The sequence below is a fragment of the Acinetobacter sp. 228 genome (genome assembly GCF_048147885.1).
The window spans coordinates 1-1,172 of the sequence record NZ_JAYWYV010000435.1; the positions used below are offsets into that span (position 1 = coordinate 1).

Annotated in this window: 1 protein-coding gene; it reads left to right on the top strand. The window is 42.2% G+C overall.

The window, feature by feature from the left end; all coding sequences use genetic code 11:
* Positions 1-969: 2-methylaconitate cis-trans isomerase PrpF (gene prpF / locus VXQ92_RS19655; RefSeq protein WP_416682925.1), on the top strand; the 969-nt coding region annotated here is incomplete at its 5' end.
* Between the last annotated feature and the right edge of the window lie 203 nt (positions 970-1,172).

A 1,172-nucleotide genomic window follows, 5' to 3' on the forward strand; every position in this document is an offset into this window, starting at 1 on the left:
CTCGCTAAAAGTACACAGCCAGACCATGATGTCGACTCTTTGTTTGGGCAGGTTTCAATAGATCAGCCTTTTGTAGATTGGAGCGGTAACTGCGGTAATTTGACAGCTGCGGTTGGTTCATTTGCAATTTCAAATGGTTTGGTTGATGCTGATCGTATTCCTGAAAATGGCCTTTGTACTGTTCGAATCTGGCAAAAAAATATTCAAAAAACCATTAGTGAGCATGTACCTATCACCAATCGCCAAGTTCAAGAAACTGGCGACTTTGAGCTAGATGGGGTAACTTTCCCTGCCGCTGAAGTTCAAATTGAGTTTTTAGACCCTGCCGATGATGGTGAAGAGGGTGGTGATATGTTCCCGACAGGGAATGTTGTTGACCAATTAGATGTTCCAGAGATTGGTAGTTTTCAAGCCACATTTATTAATGCCGGTATTCCAACCATTTTCTTAAATGCAGAAGATTTAGGCTACGAAGGTACTGAATTACAAGATCATATTAATGGTGATGCAGCAGCATTAGCACGTTTTGAAAAAATTCGTGCCTATGGTGCAGTTCAGATGGGCTTAATTAAAGATATTTCAGAAGCAGCCGCACGTCAGCACACACCAAAAATTGCTTTTGTCTCTAAACCAAAAAATTACACAGCTTCAAGCGGTAAAAACGTTTCAGAGAACGATGTCGACTTACTCGTTCGAGCTTTGTCGATGGGCAAACTTCACCATGCCATGATGGGAACAGCAGCGGTGGCAATTGGTACAGCGGCTGCGATTCCAGGCACTTTAGTAAATTTAGCGGCTGGTGGTGCAGAACGTGAAGCAGTACGTTTTGGACATCCATCTGGAACATTACGTGTTGGTGCCCAAGCTGAACTTACAAATGGCCAATGGGTGGTGAAAAAAGCCATTATGAGTCGTAGTGCGCGTGTGCTAATGGAAGGTTGGGTACGCATTCCGGGTGACAGTTTCTAAAAGTCATTTAAATGAAAAGCCTCTCTACCATAGAGAGGCTTTTTTACTTCTGACATCCATAACTCATCACGCACTTTTTACAGTGAATCGTGTATGATGTAGCACATGAATGTTTCATCACATTCAATAAAATTTCTCTACTGATTTTATCGAGGCGACTGTGTCATCACTCTCTCAAGTTAATGCGGATGTTTTAAAACAAG